Source organism: Sphingomonas chlorellae (assembly GCF_056485145.1).
Window position 1 is genome coordinate 65,290 of sequence record NZ_JBQXXM010000005.1, and the last position, 23,782, is coordinate 89,071.

Here is a 23,782-nt window from a genome sequence, read left to right on the forward strand (position 1 = left end):
ATGCGAATCGCCGTCCGATCGCTTCAGCCCTCCCCCCTTTTCGCAAGAAGGCCCGCCCGATGACCGATGACGTCCTGATCCAGCCGCAGCCGCCGGTGGCGCGCATCCGCCTCAACCGCCCGCGCGCGATCCACGCGCTCAACACGCCGATGTGCGCCGCGATGCTCGCCGCGCTGACGCAGTGGCGCGACGATCCCGCCGTGCGCGCGGTGGTGCTCGACCATGCCGAAGGCCGCGGCTTTTGCGCGGGCGGCGACATTCGCATGATCGCCGAGAGCGGTGCGAGCGACGGCGTCGGGGCGCGGACCTTCTTCCGCACCGAATATCAGATGAACCACGCGCTGTTCACCTTTCCCAAGCCCGTGGTGGCGTTCATGGACGGGATCACGATGGGCGGCGGCGTCGGCATCGCGATGCCCGCGCGCTATCGCGTGGCGACCGAGGCGACGCGCTTTGCCATGCCAGAGACGGGAATCGGCCTGTTCCCGGATGTCGGCGGCGGCTGGTACCTGTCGCGCCTGCCCGGCCGGCTGGGCGCGTTCATCGCGCTGACCGGTGCGCGGCTGAACGGCGCCGAATGCCTGGCGCTGGGGCTGGCGACGCACTTCGTCCCGGCCGACGCGGTCGAAGCCGCCAAGGCCGGGATCATGGCCGATCCGGAAGCGATCGAGACGGTGCTGGCCCGCCACGCGGTCGAGCCGGGAGCGGCCCCGATCCTGGCAGAACGCGAACGGATCGACCGGCTGTTCGCGGGCGAAACGCTGGAGGCGATCCTGGCCGATCTGGCCGCCGACGACAGCGAATGGGCGCAAGCGCAGCTGGCGGGGCTGCGCACGAAGTCGCCCCAGGCGTGCAAGGTTTCGCTGCGGCTGCTCGCCGAGGCGCGCGCGATGCCCGACTTTGCCGCAGAGATGCGCCAGGAATATGCGGTCGCGTGCCGCGTCGCGATGCTGCCCGATTTCATCGAGGGCGTGCGCGCCGTGATCCTGGACAAGGACAACAAGCCGCGCTGGTCGCCATCAACGGCCGAGGGCGTGACCGACGCGCAGATCGACCGGATCTTTGCCCCGCTGCCCGCAGCGGAGGCGTGGCAGCCCGCCTGACCATAGCGGGGGGCGCGGCGCACCATGGCGGCAACATCGCCATGCCATGCCCACCCCGCCTATGGACAAACCGCCCCGCTTTGGGCTGGGGTGACGGCGAAGGAGCAACCGATGACCGATTACGAAACCATCCTTGTCGAACGGCGCGACGCGGTGACGCTGATCACGCTCAACCGGCCCAAGGCGCTCAACGCGCTCAACAGCCAGGTGCTCGCCGAGCTGACAGCGGCGCTCGCCGCCTATGACGCCGATGCGAGCCAGGGCTGCGCGGTGATTACCGGCAGCGAAAAGGCGTTCGCCGCGGGCGCCGACATCAAGGAGATGTCGGAAAAAAGCTTTGCCGACATGTTCGGCACCAACTTCTTCGGCGGCTATGAGCACGTGACCGCGACGCGCAAGCCGATCATCGCGGCCGTTGCCGGCTATGCGCTGGGCGGCGGCTGCGAACTGGCGATGATGTGCGACTTCATCCTCGCGGCCGAGACCGCCAAGTTCGGCCAGCCCGAGGTCAAGCTGGGCGTTTCGCCGGGCATGGGCGGCTCGCAGCGGCTGACGCGCGCCGTGGGCAAGGCCAAGGCGATGGAGATGTGCCTCACCGGCCGGATGATGGATGCCGTGGAAGCCGAACGCGCCGGGCTGGTGAGCCGGATCATCCCCGCGGCCGAACTGGTCGAGGAAGCGGTGAAGACCGCGGCGCAGATCGCCGGGATGCCGCCGCTGGGCGTCAAGGCGAACAAGGAAATGGTCAATGCCGCGTTCGAGACGACGCTGAGCCAGGGTATTCTGTTCGAACGCCGGCTGTTCCACGCGCTGTTCGGCACCGCCGACCAGAAGGAAGGCATGGCCGCATTCATCGAAAAGCGTCCGGGGAACTGGACGGGGCGCTGAGCGCTCCGTCCGCCGGACGGCACGGGAAAGCGCGGGGGAAGACGGCCGGGCAACGGCCGCGCCCCCGCCGTTCCCGCACTTGCAGGAGAGGATCAAGATGGCACGAATCGCATTCATCGGGCTGGGAAATATGGGCGGCGGCATGGCCGCGAACCTGGCCCGCGCCGGACATGACGTCCGCGCGTTCGACCTGTCGCCCGAGGCGCTGGAGCGCGCGCGCGCCGCAGGTTGCCTTCCCGCCGACAATGCCGCCGACGCGATCCGCGGGGCCGAGGCGATCGTCACGATGCTGCCCGCCGGACGGCACGTCGAGAGCGTGTACGAGGAAAGCGTGTTTCCGGGCGCCGAGCCGGGTGCGGTGCTGATCGACTGTTCGACGATCGACGTGGTGACTGCGCGACGCATGGGCGAGGCGGCAACCGCCCGCGGGCTGGCAGCGGTCGACGCCCCCGTGTCTGGCGGGATCGCGGCAGCCAATGCGGGTACGCTGACCTTCATGGTCGGCGGCAGCGCGGCGGCCTTTGCCCGTGCCGAGCCTTTCCTGGCCGATATGGGCAAGGCGGTGATCCATGCCGGCGGACCGGGCGCAGGCCAGGCGGCGAAGATCTGCAACAACATGCTGCTCGGCGCGACGATGGTGGCGACATGCGAGGCTTTCGTGCTCGCCGAACGGCTGGGGCTCGACCCCCAGGTCTTTTACGACATCGCGTCGGTGAGTTCGGGGCAGAGCTGGTCGATGACGAGCTATTGTCCGGTGCCGGGCGTCGGCCCCGAGACGCCCGCCGACCGCGACTATCAGGGCGGCTTCGCCGCCGCGCTGATGCTGAAGGACCTGCGGCTGGCGATGGAGGCTGCGGACAGCGTGCGCGCCGACACGCCGATGGGCGCGCGCGCAGCCGAACTCTACCAGCGTTTCGCCAAGGACGAAGGCGGCGCGGCCACCGATTTTTCGGGCATCATCCGGATGCTCGCCGCGCGCCGGTAACGATTGAGGAACGATGGCCGCCCGGGGCGCCCCAAGCGGGCACCCCGGGCGGCGGCGGCTTATTTGCAGCTGTCGCCCGGGCCGGCGTCGAGGTCGAGGCAGCGGCCGTCGATTTCGACGGGCACCGGCACCTTGATGAGCGCGGCGAGCGTGGGCGCGATGTCGACCGTCTCGACCGCGAGCGGCTGTTCGAACCCGGTCATCCCCTTGCGCCAGAACAGCATCGGCACGCGACGGTCATAATCCCAGAAGCTGCCATGCGTCGCGACCGAGCCCCTGGTCGGATCGGCGATGGGAGTGACGCGCGGCTTGAGCGCGATGACGAAATCGCCAGAGCGCTGCGGATCGAACGAGGCGCGGGCGCGCTCGAGCATCGACCAGGTATCGGCGGGGCCCTTGGGCATCGGCGTCGCGAGGATCTGGTCGCGCGTGTAGACGCCGAACACCTGCGGATGCGCGCTGTAACGCTTCACCGCCTCGGCCAGGACGGCGGTGCGCTGCGCCCGGGTGAGCGCAGGGTCGATATAGATGTCGCCCGCCGCGCTGCCGCCGAGCGGCGACTTGGGCAGGTTGAGCTTCTTGGCGATCGCCTCGCCCACGGTGCGGACGTTGAGTTCGGGATCGATGCGCGCAGCCATGGGCGCGGCATGCTCGACATTGCGCTCGGGCAGGTCGTGGCCGCCATGATCGGCGGTCAGCGCGACCGCATAGTCCACGCCGGTGCTGTCGAGCACCGACATCAGCTTGCCGAGCGTCTGGTCGAGCGTGAGCAGCTGAAGGCACATTTCGCTGCCCTCGGTGCCATAGGTATGGCCGACATAGTCGGTCGCCGACGCGCCGACGATCAGCAGATCGGTATGCCCCGACTGGCCGAGCTTCATGTCGGTGGCGAGCCCGGCGGCAAGCGCCATCACCGATTCGTCGAATTCGGGCGAGATGCGGAACGCCTTCGCGTCACCCGCCGCACGGGCGAAGCGGCCGTCGCCGACGGTCTTGCCGCCGCCGAGCGGGATCGCCCGGCTGCGCGCACGGCAGAAGGCGGGAAGATCCATCGCGGGCTGCGCCTCGGCGATGCGCATCGCGACGCTGACGTTCATCCGGCGGACCATGTCGGGGGCCGCGCGGCCGGCATAGGAGACGAACGACTTGCCGTCCCACCACCAGAGTTCGTCGACCTGGTGCCCGCCCATCATTACCGCCGCGCGATCCTTGCCCGCGACCGAGACGACGCGGCTCTGCGGATCGGCGCGCTTCATCCATTCGCCGAGCGTCGACGCCTTCAGGTGCTTGTCGGAAACGGTGTAGGCACCGCTGGTGCTGCCCGGCACGCTCTCATCCTCGGCGCAATAGACGGTCTTGTCGGGCCGCGGCGCGTTGAAGTCGGTCCAGTCGTTGGCGATGATGCCGGTGCGCGACGGGTGCGCACCGGTGAGGATCGTCGAATGGCCGGGACAAGTCTCGGTCGCGGCATGGCTCTGATAACCGGCCGGGAACACCGCACCGCCGAGCAGCCGGGTAAAGCCGCCGGTGAATTGCGCACGATATTCGGCAAACAGATCGGCCGAGAACTGGTCGACCGACACGACGACGAGCAGGCGCGGCGGCGCCTGGGGTGCCGGGGCAGCCGCAGGCGCGGCGGCGGCCGGCGTCGGTGGCGTGGCAGGGGCAGCGGCAGGCGTGCGCGTCTGGGCAAAGGCAGGGGCAGCGGTGCCGAGCGCGGCGGCAATGGCAAGAACGGATGCGAACTTCATGAGGTTGCCGGCTCCAAGCGGATAAGGACAGGTACGAAAGCAGCTATTGTCGAACGACGCCTGCTGGGCAAGGAGGGGCCATGCAGCCCATTCGTTTCGTCTTGATGTCGATTCTCGCCGCGATGACGGCGGTGGCGACCCTGGTGGCGCCCGCCACGATTCCCGTCGCGGCGGCGCAGGGGATCGGCAGCGGCCCGCACGTGGCGATCCGGCTCGTCGCGGAGACCGAACGGCCCGCGCCGGGAACGACGATCATGCTCGCGCTCGATTCGACGCCGCAAAAGGGCTGGCACGCCTATTGGCTCAACCCGGGCGACGCCGGCCTGCCCGCGCGCGCCGACTGGCGGCTGCCGGCGGGCGTGAGCGCGGGCGCGCTGCGCTATCCGGTGCCGCAGCGGCTCGTGATCGCGGGGCTGATGAATTACGTGTTCGAGGCGCCCTTCGCGCCGCTGGTGCCGTTGACGATCCCTGCGGGGGCCGCGCCGGGCACGCGGATACCGGTCGCGCTGACGCTCGACTATCTGGTCTGTACCGACCAGATCTGCGTTCCCGAAAAGGCTGCGCTCCAGACCGAACTGACCGTCGGTGACGGCGCAGTGGCCCCGGCGCAACGCGCGCGCTTCGACGCGTGGCGCGCCGCGCTGCCGCGCGCAATCGGCACGACGGCGACGTTCGAACGCGCGGGCGAGACGCTGCGCATCGGAATCCCCTTCCCCGCCGACGCCGCGGGCGATGCCGAGCATGCCTATTTCTTCCCGCAGACGCGCGACGTGATCGACTATGCCGCGCCGCAGTCGGTGGTGCGCGACGGCGACCGGCTGGTGATCGAGACGCGGACGAGCCCCGGCGGCGTCCAGGCAAGTGCGACGGCGATCGAGGGCGTGCTGGCGCTGCCGGGAGCACCGGGAGTCCAGGGGCTTGCCGTCCGCGCAACCGCGGGCAAGGTGCCCCCTGCCCAGCCGCCGGCCAAGCGGACCGGACTCGCCGCGACGATCGTGGGCGCGTTCCTTGCCGCGGTGCTCGGCGGGCTGGTGCTCAATGTCATGCCGTGCGTTTTCCCGATCCTGAGCCTCAAGGCGCTGAGCCTCGCCCGTGCGAATGGTGAGGGAAGCGCGCCGCGTGCCGAGGCCCTGGCCTATACCGCGGGCGTGGTGATCGTGTGCCTGGCGCTCGGCGGCGTACTGCTGGGGCTGCGCGCGGCGGGAAGCAGCGCAGGCTGGGCGTTCCAGTTGCAGAACCCGCAGATCATCGTCGTACTGCTGATCCTGACGAGCGCGATCGCGCTCAACCTTGCCGGACTGTTCGAGATCAACACGCCGGGCTTTATCGGCCGCGCGGCCGGACACGGACATGGCGGCGCCTTTGCGACCGGCGCGCTGGCCGCATTCGTCGCGACGCCGTGCAGCGGACCGTTCATGGCGTCGGCGCTGGGCGCGGCGCTGGTGCTGCCCTGGCCCGCCGCAATGGCGGTGTTTGCAGGGCTTGGGCTCGGCATCGCGCTGCCCTTCCTGCTGCTGGGCTTCATCCCCGCGCTGCGCCGCCGGATGCCGCGGCCGGGCGCGTGGATGGCGACGCTGCGCCACCTGCTGTCGATCCCGATGTTCGCCACCGCGCTCGCGCTCGCCTGGGTGCTGGGGCACCAGGCGGGAAGCGACGGCATGGCGATCGGCGTCGGCGCGGCGATGCTGGCGGGAATCGCCTTTTGGTGGGGTGGTGCGCGCCAGCGCAGAGGGCGCAGCGGCGCGTGGATCGCACCGGCACCGCTGATCGCCGCAGCACTGGCCGCGGCGCTTGCCGTTCACCCGACTTCGCAAGCGACCGGCGCCACTGCCACGCTACCCGCGGGCGCCGAACCGTTCAGCGAGGCGCGGCTGGCACAGCTTCGCGCCGAAAACCGGCCGGTCTTTGCCTATTTCACGGCCGACTGGTGCCTGAGCTGCAAGGTCAACGAAAAGACGGTGATCGAGACGCAGCCCGTCGAGTCGGCGCTCAAGACCGGCAAGGTGGCGGTACTCGTCGGCGACTGGACGCGCGGCGATCCCGCGCTCGGCCGCTTCATCGAGCAGCATCAGCGGGCCGGCGTGCCGCTGTATCTCTGGTACCGCCCCGGGGCGGCGTCGCCCGAAATCCTGCCGCAGATCCTGACGCAGCGCATGATGATCGACCGCGCGGAGGGACGCTGAGCCGCCCCGGCGATCAGGCGAATTCGGTGATCGGCGTCGGGAGCGGCACCGCGGGCATCTCGGCAGCCTCGTCGAGCAACGACCAGCCATTGGGACCAAGTGCTTCGAGCGGGCGATAGCGCGTCTTGTACGCCATGCGTTCGGAGCCCTTCACCCAATAGCCGAGATAGACATAGGGCAGCCCGCCGCTGCGCGCGCGCAGGATATGGTCCATGATGATGAAGTTGCCGAGCGACGGCCGCTGGGGGTCGGTCGTTTCGAAAAAGCTGTAGATCATCGACAGCCCGTCGCCCTGATAGTCGGTGAGACAGGCGCCGACCAGGCGGCCGGGCTCGCCGTCGACCGAGGGCTCGCGATATTCGATCACGAAGCTGTCCACCGGCGTCTGTTCGACCATGTCGGCATAATCGCTCTCGTCCATCGTCGCCATGCCGCCGCCGGGATGGCGCGCGGTGAGGTAGCGATGGAGAAGCTGGAACTGATCGGCCGTCGCCCAGGGCTTGCACGCGCGCACTTCCAGGTCGGCATGGCGGCGGAGCAGCTTGCGCTGTGTGGCATTGGGCTGGAAACCGTCGGCGACGACCCGCACCGACACGCAGGCGGTGCAGCCCGCACAGCTGGGCCGATAGGCGACCGACTGGCTGCGCCGGAAACCGATGCGGCCGAGCGCATCGTTGAGCTCAGGCGCGTGGGCGCCGGTGAGCTCGGTGAAGATCTTCCGCTCCTGTCGCCCGGGCAGATAGGGGCACGGCGACGGGCTGGTCACGAAAAAACGGGGAAAGCGCGAAAGAGCAGTCACCGCTGCGTCGTCCTTGTTGCGGGGTTACGCGCCCCTGTTTCGATGACGACTATGAAGCGCAGCGACAATGATGAAAAGCGCCTTTACCATTAAAGAAAGTTAATCGGCCGCTAAGCGCTTGCATCATGGGAAACGATCGCGCGCATCGTTTCAGCAAGGGACGAATCGAGCCCCGTTAACCACGATCTAGGCGCTCGACACGAATGCGTTCGGCGCCGCGGGGGCGAATCACCCCCGCGCGCACCGGTCAGGCGAGTTCGACCTGCGTCACTTCATATTGCGCGCGACGCAGCGCCGTCATCAGCCGGTCGAGATGATTGCGATCTCGCGTCTCGCACTCGATGTCGGTGATCAGTCCCTTGGCGGGCAGCGTCGTGAACACGCGCTGGTGATACACCTCGATGATGTTGACGCCCTGTTCGTGGAAGATCCGCGCGACATGGTAGAGTGCGCCCGGCCGGTCCTGAAGCCGGATGCGCAGCCGCGCCAGACGGCCCGAGCGCGCCAGATCGCGCAGAAGGACATTGGCGAGCAGCCGCGTGTCGATATTGCCGCCGCACAGCACGATACCGACCCGCTTGCCCCGGAAACGCTCCGGTTCGGACAACAGCGCGGCGAGCCCGGCGGCGCCGGCCCCTTCCACCACGGTCTTTTCGATCTGGAGCAACAGGCTTACCGCCTCTTCGAGCCGGCGTTCGCCGACGAGCACGATATCGTCGACCCTTGCCGCGACCAGCGCCGCGGTGATGGTGCCCGGATGCTTGACCGCGATGCCCTCGGCCAGCGTATCACCCGCGCACGGCATTTCGGTCTGGTGCAGGCGGTTGTACATCGACGGATAGAGTTCGGCCTGAACGCCGATCACCTCGACCGCGCGCGGCTGCGCCTTGGCGACCGTCGCGCAGCCCGAGATGAGCCCACCGCCGCCGATCGGCACCACGATCGTGTCGAGATCGGGAATGTCGGCAAGCATTTCGAGCGCGACCGTCCCCTGTCCCGCGATCACGCGCGGATCGTCGAAGGGGTGGATATAGGTGAGGCCCATCTCGGCCTCGAGCGCGCGCGAATGGGCATAGGCGGCGTCGAAGGTCTCGCCTTCGAGGATGACGCGCGCGCCATGCCCCTCGGTCTGCGTCACCTTCACGATCGGCGTGTTGCGCGGCATCACGATCGTGCTGGGAATGCCCAGCCGGCTGGCATGATAGGCCAGCCCCTGCGCGTGGTTGCCCGCCGACGCGGTCACGACCCCCTTGGCGCGCGCCTCAGGATCGAGCTGAAGCAGCGTGTTGAGCGCACCGCGTTCCTTGTACGCGGCGGTGAACTGAAGATTCTCGAACTTCAGATAGACCGTTGCGCCGGTGAGCTGCGACAAGGTACGGCTGTGAAGTGTCGGTGTCCGCACAATGGCGCCGTCCAGGCGCGTTTGCGCGGCGAGGACGTCGTCGATCGAAACGGAAAGCGGCGCGGCCGCCGATGCTGCTTTGCTAGCCATGACCACCCCGCCCTAGACGATCTGGAGCGCGGGGGGAACACCTCGTTTGCGAAAGATTCTATGCCTGAAAAGCAACATCGCACCGCCTCGATTGCCAAATTGGCTGCATTTTTGTTGCTTTCATGCGCCAGTGGCATCGCGCATGCCGACGGGCTGATCGACAACGTCAACGGGATGACGCTCGACGAGAAGGGCCAGGTCGTCCGCTTCAACGGGCTGATGGTCAATCGCGAGGGCAAGGTCTCGCTGCTGCTCCACCAGGGCGAGCGCCGTCCCAAAAAGGCCGACTGGAAGATCGACATGGCGGGCAAGACGCTGATGCCCGGCATGATCGATGCGCATGGCCATGTGATGGGGCTGGGCGCGCAGCTGTTGCAGCTCGACCTGTCCGACACGCGGACGCTCGACGAGGCACTCGCCCGCATCCGCAGCTATGCCGCGGCCAATCCGGGCAAGTGGCTGGTCGGCCGCGGATGGAACCAGGAGCGATGGAAGCTCGGCCGCTTCCCGACCGCAGCCGAACTCGATTCGGCGGTGAACGACCGGCCCGTATGGCTCGAGCGTGTCGACGGCCATGCCGGCTGGGCGAACAGCAAGGCGATCGCGCTGGCCGGCGTGACCGCCGCGACCCGAGACCCCGATGGCGGGCGGATCGAGCGCGGCGCGGGCGGCCAGCCGGCGGGCGTGTTCGTCGACGGCGCGACACAGCTCGTCACGCGGATGATTCCCGCGGAGACGCCGCGGCAGCGCAACGCCGCCTTTCTCGCCGCCCAGGAAAAGCTGCTTTCGCTCGGCATCACCGCCACCGCCGACATGGGCACGACGACCGAGGACTGGCTGACCTATCGCCGGATGGGCGACATGGGACTGCTGCGCGTCCGGATCATGAGCTATGCGCACGGCGTCGACACCGCGCTGAAGGTCGCGGGCCAGGGGCCGACGCCCTGGCTCTACGCCGACCGGCTGCGGATGGGCGGCATCAAGCTGTACGACGACGGCGCGCTGGGGTCGCGCGGCGCGTGGCTGAAGGCCGACTATGCCGATGCGCCGGGGCAGCGCGGGCTCGGCTTCCTGTCGGACGACCAGTTGCTCAACCTGATGACGCGCGGGTCGATGGACGGCTTCCAGATCGCCGTCCACGCGATCGGCGACCGTGCCAACGCACAGGTGCTCGACGCGATCGAGACGCTGTCCGATTCGTTCAAGGACGACCGGCGCTGGCGGATCGAACATGCGCAGATCGTCGATCCCCAGGACTTTGCCCGTTTCGCACGGCTGAAGGTGATCGCGTCGATGCAGCCGGTGCACCAGACATCGGACCGGACGATGGCCGAGGCACGGCTGGGCGAAGCACGGCTGGCGGGGGCCTATGCCTGGCGAACGATGCTCCAGAACGGCGTCCGCATTGCCTTTGGTTCGGACTATCCGGTCGAAAGTCCCGACCCCTGGGCCGGATGGGCGACGAGCTTCACCCGGCAGGACGCCGACGGCCAACCCTTTGGCGGCTGGCATCCCGACCAGGCGGTGACGCGCGAACAGGGCTGGGCCGCCTTTACCACCGGTGCCGCCTATGCGGGATTCGCCGAGGATCGCTTCGGCCGGATCGCAGTGGGAATGCGCGCAGACTTCATCGTGGTCGACCGCGACCCGCTGCTCGCCGCCCCCGCCGAATTGCGCGGGACCAAGGTGCTCGAAACCTGGGTCGGCGGCGAGCGCGTGTGGGTGCGCAAGCCCGCCGGATGAAGATCGAACCGGTGAGCGGCCGGCGCGGCTGGCGCTGGCGGCCGCGCCTTGCGGGCGCATCGTTGCCGGACCGCCTGTTCGCGGCGCTGGGCGCAACCGCCGGAATCGCGCTCGCCGGCTGGGCGAGCGGTATGGCGGCCGGCGGCGACACGCTGTTGCTCTGCGCGCCGATGGGCGCGGCGGCGGTGCTGGTGTTCGCGGTGCCGAGCAGCCCGCTGGCCCAGCCCTGGCCGGTGATCGGCGGCTGCACGCTGTCGGCGCTGGTCGGTGTGGCGGCGAGCCAATGGCTGGGCAGCGGCGCGGTCGCCGCAGGCGTGGCGGTGGGCGGCGCGATCGTGCTGATGTCGCTGCTGCGCTGCCTGCATCCGCCGGGGGGCGCATGCGCGCTGCTCGCTGTGCTTGGCGGACCGGCGCTGGCGGCGCGCGGCTGGTCGCTGGCGGTCGCGCCGGTGGCGCTCAACGCGCTCGCGCTGGCGGCGGTCGGCTGGGGTTTCCATCGGCTGTCGGGGCACAGCTATCCCCATCGGCCGGCGGCACCGCCGCCTGCGCCGCGGCTGCTGGGCGAGGATATCGACGCCGCGATCGCCGCGATGGGCGAGAGCTTCGACGTCGAGCGCGCCGATCTGGAGGCGCTGCTCGACCATGCCGAACGCCACGCCGAGGCGCGGCGACGGCGGCCGGCCGGGCGCTGACACCGACCTGGGCAGGCACAAAAACGCCCCAAAGCGAACGGGCCGCGGACCTTGCGGTTCGCGACCCGTTGCCGTGGGGTCAGGTTGGGAAAACCGGACGCGTCAGGCGACGGCCGGGACCGATTCTTCGCCGCCGTCGGGCTCACGCAGCACATAGCCGCGGTCCCAGACGGTCTCGATATAATTGTCACCGCCGCACGCCATGCTCAGCTTCTTGCGCAGCTTGCAGATGAACACGTCGATGATCTTGAGTTCGGGTTCGTCCATCCCGCCATAGAGATGGTTGAGGAACATTTCCTTGGTCAGCGTGGTGCCCTTGCGCAGCGAGAGCAGCTCGAGCATCGCATATTCCTTGCCGGTCAGATGCACGCGCGCACCGTCGACTTCGACCGTCTTGGCGTCGAGGTTGACGGCGAGCTTGCCGGTGCGGATGACCGACTGGCTGTGCCCCTTGGACCGGCGGACGACGGCGTGAATGCGTGCGATCAGCTCCTCGCGATGGAAAGGCTTGGTCACGTAATCATCGGCGCCGAAACCGAACGAACGGACCTTCGAATCCATTTCGTTGATGCCCGACAGGATCAGCACCGGCGTCTGGACGCGGGCGACCCGGACCTTCTTCAGCACGTCATAGCCGTGCATGTCGGGGAGGTTGAGGTCGAGGAGGATGATGTCGTAATCGTAGAGCTTGGCGAGATCGAGGCCCTCTTCACCGAGATCGGTGGTATAGACGTTGAAGCCCTCGGTCGTGAGCATAAGCTCGATCGCCTTGGCGGTCGAAGGTTCGTCTTCGATCAGCAGCACGCGCATCGCCGGTTCCCCTGTCCTCGCACATCCCCGAGCCTGTCCGGTTGCCCGATGCGCGGGACGAATTCATTAACCTAACCCCATCTGAAGGCAAAAGGTTAATTTCCGCCTAACCGCGAACGGCCGATTGCCCGACCGGTTTTCAGGCATTCTCCGGAACGTCGGTTTCCGGTTCGGACGCACGGGCCGCATCGCACAGCCGCCGGAGCCGGTCCGCGAGAAAGGCGAGCAGCGCCTCGACGCGGGCGGGGCGCAGCGTGCCCGGCGGCGTGATGAGGTGGAGCGCAGGCGCGCCCCAGCGCCACGCATCGAGCACCGCCTCGAGCCGGCCGGCGGCCAGATCCTCGTCCACCAGGAAATCGGGCAGTCGCGCCACGCCCAGCCCCGCGCGCAAGGCCGGGAGCATCGAATCGCCGCTGTCGGTGCGCAGCGGGCCGTCGACGCGAACCACCGCCTCCTCGCCGCCCGCACGACGGAAACGCCAAAGTTCGGGCGCAGCGGTGTTGGTATAGATAAGGCAGGCATGGCGCGCGAGGTCGGCGGGATGGGCGGGCCGCCCCATCCGGTCGAAATAGGCTGGGGCCCCAACGACATAGCCGCGCACTGCCCCCAGCCGCCGCGCGCGCAGCGAACTGTCGGGAAGCTCGGCGATGCGCACCGCGACGTCGATCCCCTCGCCCACAATGTCGACGCGCGTGTCCGAGAGCCGCAGGTCGATGCGGATGCCAGGGTGCGCTTCCATGAACTCGGCGAGCAGCGGCGCAAGGTGACGGATGCCGAAGGTGAGCGGGGCCGCGACGCGGATCAGCCCCACCGGCGCGCCTGCGCTTTCGAACGCCGCCTCCTCGGCCGCCTCGCCGTCGGTGAGCAGGCGCTTGGCATGTTCGGCAAGCGCATGGCCGCTTTCGGTGAGCGTCAACCGTCGCGAGGTGCGGTGGAACAGCGCGGTTCCCAGCCGCGCCTCGAGCCGCGCGACGGCCTTGGATACGGTCGCCTTCGACACCGCGAGCGCCTCGGCCGCGCCGCTGAACGAGCGATGTTCGACCACGCTGGCAAAAATCGCCCAAGCCTCGAAGTCCGGCAGCTTCATTGCGTGCTTCCCGCCCCTTGTTGCGCGCGTGGAGCGTAGCATCGGAAACGATCGGTTTCCAAGGTTTCCATTTCGCGCGTCGTCGGCGACGCCTATCTGAAGCCTCGTAGCCGACGGAGTGTCGCCGAGATGATCGAGAAACGCCCCTTTTCGCGCCTGGGCCATGCCGACCACGGCTGGCTGAACGCGCACCACCATTTCAGCTTTGCCGATTATTATGATCCGGCGCGGATGAGCTGGGGTGCGCTGCGCGTGTGGAACGATGACGAGATCGCGCCCAACACCGGATTTCCGCCGCACGGGCATCGCGACATGGAGATCATCACCTATGTCCGCAGCGGCGCGATCACGCATCAGGATTCGATGGGGAATACCGGGCGGACGGGCGCCGGGGACGTGCAGGTGATGAGTGCGGGCGAAGGCGTGCGCCATGCCGAGTACAATCTGGAGCCCGAAACGACGACGCTGTTCCAGATCTGGATCGAGCCGCGCGAGCGCGGCGGGCGGCCGAGCTGGGGCACCAAGCCCTTTCCGCGCGAGGCGCGCGACGGGCGGCTGGTGCCGCTTGCATCGGGCTATGCCGAGGACGACGAGGCGCTGCCGATCCGCGCAAATGCGCGGGTTCTGGGCGCGACGCTGCGCGGCGGCACGAGCGTCGAGCACGCCGTCGCGGCCGGTCGCCACGCCTATCTGGTGGTGGCGCGCGGCGTGGTGACGCTGGGCGAGACGCGGCTGGAAGCCCGCGACGGCGCGGCGATCACGGGCGGCCAGCGGCTGGAAATCGCCGCGATCGAGGACGCCGAGATCGTGCTGGTCGACAGCGCCTGACCCCGCCCGCCGGGCCGGAAACCCGCCCCAATGGCGGGACCAAAGCCGCCATTCGCCGTCAAAAACCGCCGTTCACCGGCAAAAACCGTCCCAAACCCGCAATTCACACCACAAAGGGAGCCGTTCCAATGACCAAAGTGCTCGTCCTCTATTACTCGTCCTACGGCCATCTCGAGCAGATGGCGGAAGCCGTCGCCGAGGGTGCGCGCAGCACCGGCGCCGAGGTCGATATCCGCCGCGTCCCCGAGACCGCGCCGGCCGAAGTCGTCGCCGCCGCGCACTTCAAGACCGATTCGCCGCACCCGGTGATCGAGAACGCGCAGGCGCTGACGCAGTATGACGCGATCATCATGGGCGCGCCCACCCGCTTCGGCCGGATGGCGAGCCAGATGGCGGCGTTCCTCGACACCGCCGGCGGCGTCTGGGCATCGGGCGCGCTCAACGGCAAGGTGGGCGGCGCGTTCACCTCGACCGCGAGCCAGCATGGCGGCCAGGAAACGACGCTGTTCTCGATCATCACCAACCTGATGCACTTCGGGCTGGTCGTCGTCGGCCTCAACTATGGCTTCCAGGGCCAGATGCGGATGGACGAAGTGGTCGGCGGCGCCCCCTATGGCGCGACGACGCTCGCCGCCGGCGACGGCAGCCGCAGCCCGAGCGAAACCGAACTCGAAGGCGCGCGTTATCAGGGCCGCCAGATCGCCGAGGTTGCGGCGAAGCTGGCCAAGTAAAGCGGACCGCCGGTCGCGCGGACGGGGAGTCCCCCCCCCCGCCCGCGCATGCGACCGGCCCCCGAGGGGCGGCCCGGGTTCCCCCCGACCCGGCCGCCCCTTTTCGATTCGGCTTTCGATTCGTCCCCGCGCCGCCGCACCCGCGTCCTTCCGCTTTGGGCGCAACCCGCTATAGGAAGGCGATGCTGCAGGACCGGGTACTCTTCATCGACGGCGAGGCAATCGTGCTGGACAAGCCCGCAGGGCTGCCGGTCGACCGCCCGCGCGACCGCGCACCGAGCCTGGAGGACCGGCTCGACGCGCTGCGTTTCGGATTCCAGCGCGTGCCGGTGCCCGTCCACCGGCTCGACCGCGACACGAGCGGCTGCCTGTTGCTCGCGCGCAACCCCAAGGCGCTGCGCCGCTTTGCCCAGGCGTTCGAGGCGGGCGCGGTCACCAAACGCTATCTGGCGATCCTCGACGGCGTTCCCGCGCAACCGAGCGGCGCGATCGACCTGCCGCTCGCCAAGACCTCGACCGCCGAAACCGGCTGGCGGATGCGCGGCGATCCGCGCGGCAAGCCCGCGCGGACGCGGTGGAAGCTGATCGCGGAAAATGCGGGCCGCGCGCTGGTCGCCTTCTTTCCCGAAACCGGACGCACGCACCAGATCCGCGTCCACGCCGCCGAGGGGCTGGGCATCCCGATCCTGGGCGACCCCGTCTATGGCCGCGGCGGCCCCGCGCTGATGCTCCATGCCGCCGAGCTGACGGTGCCGCGCGCGGGCAAGCCCGACGTGCACGGCCAGGCGCCGATGCCCGAACGTTTCGCCGCGGCGGGGTTCGACCATGGCTGAGGCCGCGACCGGCACGCGCGCCCCGCGCGACGGCCGCTGAGCCGCGGGAGCCGGGCCGCATGGCGTGGATCCGCATCACGCGCGCGATCGCGATCGACAGCGACGAGATCGAGGAAAGCTTCGTCCGCGCGGGCGGGCCGGGCGGCCAGCACGTCAACACCACCGACAGCGCGGTGATGCTGCGTTTCGACGTGGCGCAATCGCCCAACCTGCCCGAAGCGGTGAAGGCGCGGCTGGCGGTGCTCGCCGGATCGCGGCTGACGAGCGACGGCGTGCTGGTGCTGCGCAGCGAAGGCGCGCGGTCGCAACTGCTCAACCGCCAGGATGCGCGCGAACGGCTGATCGCGCTGATCCAGGAAGCGACGCTGGTGCCCAAGAAGCGGCGCCCGACCAAGCCGAGCAAGGCCGCCAAGGCGCGCCGCGTCGACGCCAAGAAGGGCCGCAGCGCCGTGAAGGCGGGACGCGGGCGCGTGCGGGTGGATTGAACGGGCGCGCCCCGTTCCCTCGGCGCGCCGGACGCCCTACATGCGCGGCATGTACAGCTTTGACATCTCCGGCGGCGACAAGGCCGACCTTTACCGCGAGCTTGCGGCCGCGCTCGATTCGCTGACCGCGGACGAACCCGACGCGATCGCCAACATGGCCAACACCGCGGCGTTGCTGTGGCAGTTCCTGCCCGACCTCAACTGGGCCGGATTCTATCGCAATGTCGGCGAGACGCTGGTGCTGGGGCCGTTCCAGGGCAAGACCGCTTGCATCCGCATCCCGTTCGGCAAGGGCGTGTGCGGCACCGCCGCGGCGACGCGCGAGACGCAGCTTGTCGACGATGTCCATGCCTTTGCCGGGCATATCGCGTGCGACGCGGCGAGCCGGTCCGAACTGGTGGTGCCGATCGTCCATCAGGGCGTGCTGCTGGGCGTGCTCGACCTCGACAGCCCCAATCCGGCGCGGTTCGACGCGGGCGACGCGGCCGGGTGCGAGGCGCTGATGCGGATCCTGGCGCCGCGGATCGGCTGAGCCCGGCGCGCCGGCGGCAAGGCGGATCGACTGGCGAGGCGGCGCGCGCGGCGTTCCCGCGGCGGGGGACCGGCGGTGGCTGGTTGCTGCGCCCGGCGGCGGAGGGTGTTGTGGCACCCCGGGTTCCGCCCTTCGGGCGGCCCCTCCACCACGCGGCTGCGCCGCGCGGTCCCCCTCCCCGGGGCGGGGAGGATTTCGGGGTGCGCGGGGGCGGTGTTTTGTTGAGCGGGGCCGCGGCTGGTTGGGGCTACCGACGGCCGCGGGTGTTGTAGCGTCCGGGTTCCGCCCTTCGGGCGGCCCCTCCACCACGCGGCTGCGCCGCGCGGTACCCCTCCCCGGGGCGGGGAGGATTTTGGGGGGCGCGGGGCGGTTGTTGCACTTTTTCGGGTTTCCCGGGTTGGGACAGCGGGCGGGCGTGTGCCGTTCCGGTGCAGGGGGGCTTCGCGCTAGGGTCGTTCGCGTTCGGAATTGTGGGGAATCGCGTGTGAACAGGCTTTGGCAGGCGAGCATCGTGGCGGCCGGGATCGGTGTCGGGCTGGGCCTGGCGCTGCCCGCTGCAGCGCAGGAGCGCGTGTGGCAGGACGGGCGCTGGATCGTGTTGCCCCCGCCCGCGCCGCCGCGGGTGATGCCGACCGAGCCCGGCCGCTGGACGCGCGGCCCCGACGGGCGGTGGGACGGCGGCACGCGCGCGCCGGGCGGCTGGAGCGCCTATCGCCGGCTGGGGCGCGGCGCGGTGCTGCCGCCCTATTGGATGGGCGGGCCGTTCCGCGTGCCCGACTATCTGCGCTATGGCCTGCCCGCGCCGCCGCCGGGCTATTTCTGGGTGCGCTATTATGACGACGCCGTGCTGGCGGACACGCGCGGCAATGTGTGGGACGCGATGTCGGGAATCGCGTGGAACGATCGCGGCGTCACGATGGCCGAGGCGCGCCCGGCGGGCGCCCCCTATCCGCCGCCGCCGGTCGAGCCCGATGCGCGTCCCCGTCCCGACGCGCGCGCCTATCCCGACCCGCGCGACGATTATCGTCCCGCGCCGCCGCCGCCCCCGCCGCCGCCGCCCGCACCCATTCCCGCCTACGATCGCAGTGCGCCGGTGGTGACGCGCGGCGCGACGGTGACGGTGGTGCAGGCCGGGCCGGGCGTCGTCACGCTGCGCCAGGCGCCCGACGGGCGGTGGGTGCGCGGGGATGACGGCTATGGTGACGGCTATGGCTATGGCTATGCCGACGCCTATGCCGCGGGCGCCTATCCGGCGGGGGCGACGGTGGTGGTGATCCAGCCCGCGCCGGTGGTGACGACGACGACGCGCGTCGTCGAGGAACGGATCGTGACGGTGCGCGGCGGCCATTATCGCCACAAGACGGTGCGGCGGCAGGGCTGCGCCTGCCGCTGAACCATGCGCGGCGATTCGGCGACGCGCCCTAGCGCGGGCGCGTGCCGAAGGTGACGAGGCTTTCCGAACCGTCGGCCGCGAGCGCCGAGACGCCGATGAAATGATCGTCGACGACGACGGGAAGCGTCGCGCTCGTTTCGCCCGCCGCGACATCGCGCGAGGCGGTCCAGTCGGTCGCGTCGGCGCGGCGCCAGCGCAGGCGATAGCCCGCGGCACCGGGCACCGCGCTCCAGCGGACGCGCGTGTCCATCGACAGCGCGCCGTCGAGCGTGACCGTGCCGGGGGCCGCAGGCGCGGCGGCAAGGCGGCGGATCGTCGCGACGTTGAGCGCGGTCACGCGGGCGAGATAGTCGAAATCCATCTTGTCGATGGTGTCGCCCATCGCCTTGCCGGCCTGGGTGCGCAGATCCTGATGCTGGGCGTCGTAATCCTCGACCCCGACGCTGAAGCGCACCGCGGGATAGCCGAGACGGAGAAAGGGTTCGTGGTCGCCGCCACGGCCGAAACGGTCGGGGCGGCGGACGAGCAGCACGTCGAGCCCGCCGGGGATCGTCGCAGCGACCGAGTCGATCGCCTTGGCCAGCGCGCGCGAGGGGCCGTCATCCTCGCTGCCGTCGGCGCGGCGGCGGCGCGCGGCGTCGGCATCGTCGGCCGCGCCGATGCCTTCGGAAAAGACGCGGACGCGATCGGCGACGCGGCGCCCGTCCTGGCCGACGGTGTTGCCGACGATGTCGTTGTTGAGCACCGCCGACACCGTCCAGCCGCGTTCGCGCGCGGTTTCGGCGAGGAGCTGGCCGCCCCACAGCCCCTGTTCCTCGCCCGAGAGCGCGGCATAGACGATCGTCGCGTCGAAGCGTTCGCGCGAGAGGATGCGCGCCGCCTCGAGCACCAGCGCGACGCCCGAGCCGTCGTCATTGGCGCCGGGCGCGTCGATCGCGGCGTTCATCACGTCGCTCGCCCGGCTGTCGATATGCGCCATCACGATGACGACGCGGCGCGGGTCGCGCCCCTTTTGAAAGCCGAGCACGTCGACCACCGCCGCGCCGCCGGGCGCGCGCGGACCGGTGAAGCCGCGTTCGATATTGGCGACCTCGATACAGTCGCACGCGTCGCCGATGCGCGACAATTCGGTGGCGAACCAGCGCCGGGCCGCGCCGATGCCGCGCACCGGATCATCGGCCGAGGACAAAGTGTGGCGCGTGCCGAAGCCGACGAGCCGCGCGACGCTGGCGCGCAGGCGGGCGGGATCGGGCGCAGGCGCGGCGGCAGCGGGCGGCGCGGGGCGCGCGGCCGACTGGGCCAGGACAGGCGACGCGGCGAACGGCGTCGCGGCGAGGACGAGCCCGGCAAGGGCGAATGCGGCGGGGATCGGTTGCATGGCCGCGAGGGTGGCGCGGCGCGGCGGCGCTGGCAAGTGGCCGGAGGGGCGCGGCGCCGCGCGGCTCAGCTCAGCTCAACTCAGCCGGTCGATCGCCGCCATGTCGAGCGAGCCGGGGATGATCATCACCGGCACGGTGAAGCCGCCGGCATCGGCGCCGGTAAAGTGACTGACGAGCCGCCCCGGCGGGCCGCTGGGCGCGGCGCCGAGGACGAGCGCGGCGATGTCGGGATTGGCGGCGATCATCTCGCGCACGATGCGCGGCCCCTCGCCCTGGCGCACGGTGATCGACGGGGTGATCCCCGATTCGGTGAACAGCGTGCCCGCCGCGCGCATCACCAGCGCCTCGGCCCGTTCGCGCGCCTCCTCCTCGATCGCGGCCATGACGCCGCCCCACTGGACGAATTCGGGCTGGGGCACGAGCGCGAGAATCTCCACCGCGCCCCCCGTCTTGACCGCACGCCGCGCCGCGAAACGCAGCGCGATTTCCGATTCGGGGCTTTCGTCGATCACGACCAGATAGGTGCGCATGGATGGTTTTCCTCGCCGGATCGCCTGAGTGCCGCGCGGCGCGCGCATGCGCAAGCCCGAGGCTTGCCCCTTGACCCTAGGGAAGCGCGCGGCGAAGGAGGAACATTCCGATCCCCAGGAACAAACGACGGGAAACTCCATGTCGATCGAAATCAGAATGCCCGCGCTTTCGCCCACGATGGAAGAGGGCACGCTTGCCAAATGGCTGGTGAAGGAAGGCGATACCGTCAAGTCGGGGGACCTGCTCGCCGAGATCGAGACCGACAAGGCGACGATGGAATTCGAGGCCGTTGACGAAGGCGTGGTCGGCCGCATCCTGGTCCCCGCCGGCACCGACAATGTGAAGGTCGGCACCGTGATCGCGGTGATGCTGGGCGAGGGCGAGGACGCCGCGAGCGTTCCCGCATCGACGCCGGCCGCCGCACCGGCCCAGCCGCAGGCCGCAGCGCCCGCAGCGGCAGCGACCGCCCCGGCGGCCCCCGCAGCCGCCCCCGCCCCTGCCCCTGCCCCTGCCCCCGCAGGTGACGGCGGCACGCGCGTCAAGGCGAGCCCGCTCGCCCGCCGCATCGCCGCCGACAAGGGCGTCGACCTGACAACGGTTACCGGGTCCGGGCCGAACGGCCGGATCGTCAAGGCCGATGTCGAGGGCGCCAAGCCCGGCGCCGCCGCCCCCGCGGCCGCAGCGCCCGCCACCCCGGCACCCGCCCCGGCCGCGGCTGCAGCGCCCGCCGAGGCGAAGGCCGTGTGGTTCGACGACAGCATCCCGCACAGCGCGGAGAAGCTGAGCAACATCCGCAAGACGATCGCGCGCCGCCTGACCGAATCGAAGCAGACGGTGCCGCACATCTATCTGACGGTCGACATCCGGCTCGACGCGCTGCTCAAGCTGCGCGGCGAACTCAACAAGGCGCTGGAAGCGCGCGGCGTGAAGCTGTCGGTCAACGACCTGCTGATCAAGGCGCTGGGCGTCGCGCTGGAACAGACGCCGAAGTGCAACGTCACCTATACCGGCGACCAGCTGATCCGGTACGAGCGCGCCGATGTGTCGGTGGCGGTGTCGACGCCGTCGGGGCTGATCACGCCGATCATCCGCGACGCCGCGAACAAGAGCGTTTCGGCGATTTCGACCGAGATGAAGGCGCTGGCCGCGCTGGCGCGCGACAACAAGCTGAAGCCCGAGCAATATCAGGGCGGCACCGCGTCGCTTTCGAACATGGGCATGTACGGCATCAAGCAGTTCGACGCCGTCATCAACCCGCCGCAGGGCATGATCCTGGCGGTCGGCGCGGGCGAGAAGCGCCCCTATGTCATCGACGACGCGCTGCAGATCGCGACGGTGATGACCGCCACCGGCAGCTTTGACCACCGCGCGATCGACGGGGCCGACGGCGCCGAACTGATGAAGAACCTGAAGGCGCTGATCGAGGCGCCGATGGGCATGATCGCCTGAACCGGAGCGGCGAAGCGATGCGCGTGCTGATCGAAGTCGTCCATACCGTGATCGGGCTGGCCGCGGCGGTGGTGATCGCATCGCTGGCCGCCTGGGCCTATCCGCGCGCGACCAGCGACATCTGGCTGGTCGCAGAGGGTGCGATGGTCGTCGTCCTGCTGATGGGCGTCGGGCCGCTGCGCCGGGCCTGGGCGGAGGATCGCGCCGCCATCGGCGCGGACAGCAAGAATGGAAATGCAAATGGGTGAAGAGAACGACCCCGAATTCCCGCCGGCACAGGCGCCGGTGATCCGCGTCACCGCGATGCCGGCCGACGCCAATCCGTATGACGACATCTTCGGCGGCTGGCTGATGAGCCAGATGGACCTGGGCGCCGGATCGGTCGCGTCGCGCCATTCGGGCGGCCGCGCGGTGACGATCGCGGTCGACGCGATGCAGTTCCACCGCCCCGTTTCGGTGGGCGACGAGGTTTCGGTCTATGCCGAGCTGGTCCGCGTCGGCCGATCTTCGATGACGGTCGAGGTCGAGGCGTGGCGCCGCCCGCGCCACAGCGAGAAGATGAGCCGGGTGACGCAGGCGCGCTTTACCTTCGTCGCGATCGACGAGGAGCGCGTGCCGCGCGCCGTTCCGCCCATGCCGGCCCCGCCAAAGGCCCCACAGGAGTAACATCGTGGCTGACACTTACGACCTTATCGTCCTTGGATCGGGCCCCGGCGGTTATGTCGCGGCGATCCGGGCGGCGCAGCTTGGGCTGAAGACCGCGATCGTCGAGCGCGAGAATCTGGGCGGCATCTGCCTCAACTGGGGCTGCATCCCGACCAAGGCGCTGCTGCGTTCGGCCGAGATCTTTCACTATATGCAGCACGCCAAGGACTATGGCCTGGTCGCCGACAAGATCAGCGCCGACCTGGACGCGGTGGTCAAGCGTTCGCGCGGCGTCGCCAAGCAGCTCAATCAGGGCGTCACGCACCTGATGAAGAAGAACAAGATCGCCGTCCACATGGGCACCGGCGTGCTGACCGCGAAGGGCAAGCTGACCGTCACCGCCGCCGACGGCAAGAAGACCGAGCTGGCCGCGAAGAACATCATCGTCGCGACCGGCGCCCGCGCGCGCGAGCTGCCCTTTGCCAAGGCCGACGGCAAGCGCATCTGGACCTATCGCCACGCGATGACCCCGGCCGAGATGCCGACCAAGCTGCTCGTCATCGGATCGGGCGCGATCGGGATCGAGTTCGCCAGCTTCTATAACGACATGGGCGCGAACGTGACCGTCGTCGAGATGATGGACCGCATCGTCCCCGTCGAGGATGCCGACATTTCGACCTTCCTCGAAAAGTCGCTGAAGAAGCAGGGCATGACGATCCTGACCGGCACCGGCGTCGACAAGCTGGAAGTCGGCCCGGACGGCGTCAAGGCGGCGATCAAGGGCAAGGACGGCAAGGTCACCGAGGACCAGTTCAGCCATGTGATCGTCGCGATCGGCATCGTCCCCAATACCGAGAATATCGGGCTGGAGACGCTGGGCGTGAAGACCGAGCGCGGGCACATCGTCACCGACGCCGCGTGCCGGACCAATGTGGACGGCATCTGGGCGATCGGCGACGTCACCGCGCCGCCGTGGCTGGCGCACAAGGCGAGCCATGAGGGTGTGATCGCCGCCGAGGCGATCGCGGGCGGCCATCCGCACGCGATGGACGTGCGCAACATCCCCGGCTGTACCTATTGCCACCCGCAGATCGCGAGCGTCGGCCTGACCGAGGCCAAGGCGAAGGAAGCGGGTTACACGGTAAAGGTGGGCAATTTCCCCTTCATCGGCAACGGCAAGGCGATCGCGCTAGGCGAGGCCGAGGGCTTTATCAAGACCGTGTTCGACGCCAAGACCGGCGAACTGCTGGGCGCGCACATGATCGGCGCCGAGGTGACCGAGCTGATCCAGGGCTATACGATCGGCAAGACGCTGGAGACGACCGAGGCCGAGCTGATGGAGACGGTGTTCCCGCATCCGACGCTGTCCGAGATGATGCACGAAAGCGTCCTCGGCGCCTATGGCCGCGCGCTTCACATCTGATGCGACAGGCGGCGGCGCCG

The 23,782-nt window shown here is 69.7% G+C and carries 23 protein-coding genes; 16 read left to right on the top strand and 7 right to left on the bottom strand.

Features of this window, described 5'->3' with window-relative positions; translation table 11 throughout:
* The first annotated feature begins 59 nt into the window (after positions 1 to 59).
* From ACT3CF_RS13655 to mmsB, 3 genes are all read left to right on the top strand, one after another.
* Positions 60 to 1,103 (top strand): enoyl-CoA hydratase/isomerase family protein, encoded by a 1,044-nt coding sequence (locus ACT3CF_RS13655; protein WP_478423637.1) that lies wholly within the window; start codon positions 60 to 62, stop codon positions 1,101 to 1,103.
* A gap of 111 nt (positions 1,104 to 1,214) precedes the next feature.
* Positions 1,215 to 1,991, top strand: coding sequence for an enoyl-CoA hydratase (locus ACT3CF_RS13660; RefSeq protein ID WP_478423638.1), 777 nt, complete (start codon positions 1,215 to 1,217; stop codon positions 1,989 to 1,991).
* Between the two features lie 91 nt (positions 1,992 to 2,082).
* Positions 2,083 to 2,976, top strand: a complete 894-nt coding sequence (gene mmsB, locus ACT3CF_RS13665; RefSeq protein WP_478424122.1) for a 3-hydroxyisobutyrate dehydrogenase — start codon at positions 2,083 to 2,085, stop codon at positions 2,974 to 2,976.
* A gap of 59 nt (positions 2,977 to 3,035) precedes the next feature.
* Here the strand turns inward: mmsB and ACT3CF_RS13670 are convergent, their stop codons facing one another.
* A complete protein-coding gene (locus ACT3CF_RS13670; protein ID WP_478423640.1) occupies positions 3,036 to 4,727 on the bottom strand; it encodes an alkaline phosphatase family protein in 1,692 nt (563 codons plus the stop codon).
* Between the two features lie 80 nt (positions 4,728 to 4,807).
* Between ACT3CF_RS13670 and ACT3CF_RS13675 the strand changes: the two genes are divergently transcribed.
* Entirely contained in the window at positions 4,808 to 6,910 is a 2,103-nt protein-coding gene (locus tag ACT3CF_RS13675; RefSeq protein ID WP_478423641.1) for a protein-disulfide reductase DsbD family protein, read from the top strand.
* A 13-nt stretch (positions 6,911 to 6,923) separates the two neighbouring features.
* Here the strand turns inward: ACT3CF_RS13675 and ACT3CF_RS13680 are convergent, their stop codons facing one another.
* Positions 6,924 to 7,709, bottom strand: a complete 786-nt coding sequence (locus tag ACT3CF_RS13680; RefSeq protein WP_478423643.1) for an arginyltransferase — start codon at positions 7,707 to 7,709, stop codon at positions 6,924 to 6,926.
* Between the two features lie 247 nt (positions 7,710 to 7,956).
* Positions 7,957 to 9,201: a threonine ammonia-lyase gene (locus tag ACT3CF_RS13685; protein WP_478423645.1), complete on the bottom strand. Its 1,245-nt coding sequence runs from the start codon at positions 9,199 to 9,201 to the stop codon at positions 7,957 to 7,959.
* 60 nt (positions 9,202 to 9,261) lie between these two features.
* Between ACT3CF_RS13685 and ACT3CF_RS13690 the strand changes: the two genes are divergently transcribed.
* Together ACT3CF_RS13690 and ACT3CF_RS13695 are read left to right on the top strand one after the other, a co-directional pair.
* Complete coding sequence (locus tag ACT3CF_RS13690) at positions 9,262 to 10,944, top strand: amidohydrolase (protein ID WP_478423647.1); 1,683 nt, start codon at positions 9,262 to 9,264, stop codon at positions 10,942 to 10,944.
* Positions 10,941 to 11,636 carry an HPP family protein gene (locus tag ACT3CF_RS13695; protein WP_478423648.1) on the top strand — a complete coding sequence of 232 codons (696 nt, stop codon included), beginning with the start codon at positions 10,941 to 10,943 and terminating at the stop codon, positions 11,634 to 11,636. Before ACT3CF_RS13690 ends, ACT3CF_RS13695 begins: the two co-directional genes overlap by 4 nt.
* 102 nt (positions 11,637 to 11,738) lie before the next feature.
* On the opposite strand, the gene ctrA is transcribed toward ACT3CF_RS13695, so the two are convergent.
* Positions 11,739 to 12,446 carry a response regulator transcription factor CtrA gene (ctrA, locus tag ACT3CF_RS13700; RefSeq protein ID WP_478423650.1) on the bottom strand — a complete coding sequence of 236 codons (708 nt, stop codon included), beginning with the start codon at positions 12,444 to 12,446 and terminating at the stop codon, positions 11,739 to 11,741.
* A 139-nt stretch (positions 12,447 to 12,585) separates the two neighbouring features.
* Complete coding sequence (locus ACT3CF_RS13705) at positions 12,586 to 13,533, bottom strand: LysR family transcriptional regulator (protein WP_478423652.1); 948 nt, start codon at positions 13,531 to 13,533, stop codon at positions 12,586 to 12,588.
* A gap of 129 nt (positions 13,534 to 13,662) precedes the next feature.
* On the opposite strand from ACT3CF_RS13705, the gene ACT3CF_RS13710 reads away from it, so the two are divergent.
* The 6 genes from ACT3CF_RS13710 (at position 13,663) to ACT3CF_RS13735 (ending at position 18,335) form a co-directional block, all read left to right on the top strand.
* Positions 13,663 to 14,361: a pirin family protein gene (locus ACT3CF_RS13710; protein ID WP_478423654.1), complete on the top strand. Its 699-nt coding sequence runs from the start codon at positions 13,663 to 13,665 to the stop codon at positions 14,359 to 14,361.
* A gap of 128 nt (positions 14,362 to 14,489) precedes the next feature.
* On the top strand, positions 14,490 to 15,092 hold the full coding sequence (wrbA, locus tag ACT3CF_RS13715; RefSeq protein WP_478423656.1) for an NAD(P)H:quinone oxidoreductase: 603 nt from the start codon (positions 14,490 to 14,492) through the stop codon (positions 15,090 to 15,092).
* A gap of 182 nt (positions 15,093 to 15,274) precedes the next feature.
* Positions 15,275 to 15,925, top strand: coding sequence for an RluA family pseudouridine synthase (locus tag ACT3CF_RS13720; RefSeq protein ID WP_478423658.1), 651 nt, complete (start codon positions 15,275 to 15,277; stop codon positions 15,923 to 15,925).
* 59 nt (positions 15,926 to 15,984) lie between these two features.
* Entirely contained in the window at positions 15,985 to 16,410 is a 426-nt protein-coding gene (arfB, locus tag ACT3CF_RS13725; RefSeq protein ID WP_478423660.1) for an alternative ribosome rescue aminoacyl-tRNA hydrolase ArfB, read from the top strand.
* Positions 16,411 to 16,459: 49 nt separating this feature from the next.
* Positions 16,460 to 16,942 carry a GAF domain-containing protein gene (locus tag ACT3CF_RS13730; protein WP_478423662.1) on the top strand — a complete coding sequence of 161 codons (483 nt, stop codon included), beginning with the start codon at positions 16,460 to 16,462 and terminating at the stop codon, positions 16,940 to 16,942.
* Positions 16,943 to 17,426: 484 nt separating this feature from the next.
* Positions 17,427 to 18,335: an RcnB family protein gene (locus tag ACT3CF_RS13735; protein WP_478423663.1), complete on the top strand. Its 909-nt coding sequence runs from the start codon at positions 17,427 to 17,429 to the stop codon at positions 18,333 to 18,335.
* Positions 18,336 to 18,363: 28 nt separating this feature from the next.
* Here the strand turns inward: ACT3CF_RS13735 and ACT3CF_RS13740 are convergent, their stop codons facing one another.
* A complete protein-coding gene (locus ACT3CF_RS13740; RefSeq protein ID WP_478423665.1) occupies positions 18,364 to 19,713 on the bottom strand; it encodes a M20/M25/M40 family metallo-hydrolase in 1,350 nt (449 codons plus the stop codon).
* A 75-nt stretch (positions 19,714 to 19,788) separates the two neighbouring features.
* A complete protein-coding gene (locus tag ACT3CF_RS13745) occupies positions 19,789 to 20,244 on the bottom strand; it encodes a universal stress protein (RefSeq protein WP_478423666.1) in 456 nt (151 codons plus the stop codon).
* A gap of 139 nt (positions 20,245 to 20,383) precedes the next feature.
* Between ACT3CF_RS13745 and ACT3CF_RS13750 the strand changes: the two genes are divergently transcribed.
* The 4 genes from ACT3CF_RS13750 to lpdA are packed head-to-tail and all read left to right on the top strand — an operon-like array spanning position 20,384 to position 23,762.
* Positions 20,384 to 21,694, top strand: a complete 1,311-nt coding sequence (locus tag ACT3CF_RS13750) for a pyruvate dehydrogenase complex dihydrolipoamide acetyltransferase (RefSeq protein WP_478423668.1) — start codon at positions 20,384 to 20,386, stop codon at positions 21,692 to 21,694.
* A 17-nt stretch (positions 21,695 to 21,711) separates the two neighbouring features.
* Positions 21,712 to 21,942 (top strand): hypothetical protein, encoded by a 231-nt coding sequence (locus ACT3CF_RS13755; protein WP_478423669.1) that lies wholly within the window; start codon positions 21,712 to 21,714, stop codon positions 21,940 to 21,942.
* A complete protein-coding gene (locus ACT3CF_RS13760; RefSeq protein WP_478423671.1) occupies positions 21,935 to 22,360 on the top strand; it encodes an acyl-CoA thioesterase in 426 nt (141 codons plus the stop codon). Before ACT3CF_RS13755 ends, ACT3CF_RS13760 begins: the two co-directional genes overlap by 8 nt.
* Before the next feature lie 4 nt (positions 22,361 to 22,364).
* Positions 22,365 to 23,762: a dihydrolipoyl dehydrogenase gene (gene lpdA, locus ACT3CF_RS13765; protein ID WP_478423673.1), complete on the top strand. Its 1,398-nt coding sequence runs from the start codon at positions 22,365 to 22,367 to the stop codon at positions 23,760 to 23,762.
* Positions 23,763 to 23,782 lie beyond the last annotated feature (20 nt).

Excerpts from the sequence above, each read along its gene's own strand:
- ACT3CF_RS13655 (WP_478423637.1), top strand. The coding sequence starts at position 60 with ATGACCGATGACGTCCTGATCCAGCCGCAGCCGCCGGTGGCGCGCATC.
- ACT3CF_RS13660 (WP_478423638.1), top strand. The coding sequence starts at position 1,215 with ATGACCGATTACGAAACCATCCTTGTCGAACGGCGCGACGCGGTGACG.
- ACT3CF_RS13670 (WP_478423640.1), bottom strand. The coding sequence starts at position 4,727 with ATGAAGTTCGCATCCGTTCTTGCCATTGCCGCCGCGCTCGGCACCGCT.
- ACT3CF_RS13675 (WP_478423641.1), top strand. The coding sequence starts at position 4,808 with ATGCAGCCCATTCGTTTCGTCTTGATGTCGATTCTCGCCGCGATGACG.
- ACT3CF_RS13685 (WP_478423645.1), bottom strand. The coding sequence starts at position 9,201 with ATGGCTAGCAAAGCAGCATCGGCGGCCGCGCCGCTTTCCGTTTCGATC.
- ACT3CF_RS13690 (WP_478423647.1), top strand. The coding sequence starts at position 9,262 with ATGCCTGAAAAGCAACATCGCACCGCCTCGATTGCCAAATTGGCTGCA.
- ACT3CF_RS13695 (WP_478423648.1), top strand. The coding sequence starts at position 10,941 with ATGAAGATCGAACCGGTGAGCGGCCGGCGCGGCTGGCGCTGGCGGCCG.
- ctrA (WP_478423650.1), bottom strand. The coding sequence starts at position 12,446 with ATGCGCGTGCTGCTGATCGAAGACGAACCTTCGACCGCCAAGGCGATC.
- ACT3CF_RS13705 (WP_478423652.1), bottom strand. The coding sequence starts at position 13,533 with ATGAAGCTGCCGGACTTCGAGGCTTGGGCGATTTTTGCCAGCGTGGTC.
- ACT3CF_RS13710 (WP_478423654.1), top strand. The coding sequence starts at position 13,663 with ATGATCGAGAAACGCCCCTTTTCGCGCCTGGGCCATGCCGACCACGGC.
- wrbA (WP_478423656.1), top strand. The coding sequence starts at position 14,490 with ATGACCAAAGTGCTCGTCCTCTATTACTCGTCCTACGGCCATCTCGAG.
- ACT3CF_RS13720 (WP_478423658.1), top strand. The coding sequence starts at position 15,275 with ATGCTGCAGGACCGGGTACTCTTCATCGACGGCGAGGCAATCGTGCTG.
- arfB (WP_478423660.1), top strand. The coding sequence starts at position 15,985 with ATGGCGTGGATCCGCATCACGCGCGCGATCGCGATCGACAGCGACGAG.
- ACT3CF_RS13730 (WP_478423662.1), top strand. The coding sequence starts at position 16,460 with ATGTACAGCTTTGACATCTCCGGCGGCGACAAGGCCGACCTTTACCGC.
- ACT3CF_RS13740 (WP_478423665.1), bottom strand. The coding sequence starts at position 19,713 with ATGCAACCGATCCCCGCCGCATTCGCCCTTGCCGGGCTCGTCCTCGCC.
- ACT3CF_RS13745 (WP_478423666.1), bottom strand. The coding sequence starts at position 20,244 with ATGCGCACCTATCTGGTCGTGATCGACGAAAGCCCCGAATCGGAAATC.
- ACT3CF_RS13750 (WP_478423668.1), top strand. The coding sequence starts at position 20,384 with ATGTCGATCGAAATCAGAATGCCCGCGCTTTCGCCCACGATGGAAGAG.
- ACT3CF_RS13755 (WP_478423669.1), top strand. The coding sequence starts at position 21,712 with ATGCGCGTGCTGATCGAAGTCGTCCATACCGTGATCGGGCTGGCCGCG.
- ACT3CF_RS13760 (WP_478423671.1), top strand. The coding sequence starts at position 21,935 with ATGGGTGAAGAGAACGACCCCGAATTCCCGCCGGCACAGGCGCCGGTG.